The 292-nt window shown below is 44.9% G+C and carries 1 protein-coding gene; it reads left to right on the forward strand.

Annotated elements, in window-relative coordinates:
- Positions 1-110 precede the first annotated feature (110 nt).
- Positions 111-275 carry a hypothetical protein gene (locus tag A2F46_RS12410; RefSeq protein WP_156471670.1) on the forward strand — a complete coding sequence of 55 codons (165 nt, stop codon included), beginning with the start codon at positions 111-113 and terminating at the stop codon, positions 273-275.
- Positions 276-292 lie beyond the last annotated feature (17 nt).

Consider the following 292-nt stretch of genomic DNA (forward strand, 5'->3'; position numbering starts at 1 on the left):
GCAAAAGATTATTTTATCCGCAAAGATGCCCATGGCGATATCAAAGCTATATCCAATGCGGCTTTACTGGCAGGGTTAAGCATTGCAGACATTACTATTTTATGAACGATATGCGTGTCAAAGTTTATACCCGTTACAACCGATATTATTTACCGCAATGGCAAAGCATAGAAGCGGGGATTGAGAAGATTTTGCACAGCTGGGTGGTGCCGCATCCGGATAAAAGTTTAAAGCAGCAGATACCCAAGCCGCAGGTGGTGGTTCCCGGCGCCTGAATGACACCAATGTAATC

The sequence above is a fragment of the Snodgrassella sp. CFCC 13594 genome, assembly GCF_001590725.1.
In the GTDB taxonomy this organism is placed as follows: domain Bacteria; phylum Pseudomonadota; class Gammaproteobacteria; order Burkholderiales; family Neisseriaceae; genus Snodgrassella.

Bases quoted from the DNA above. Each gene is read 5' to 3' on its own strand.
- A2F46_RS12410 (WP_156471670.1), top strand. From the start codon at position 111: ATGCGTGTCAAAGTTTATACCCGTTACAACCGATATTATTTACCGCAA.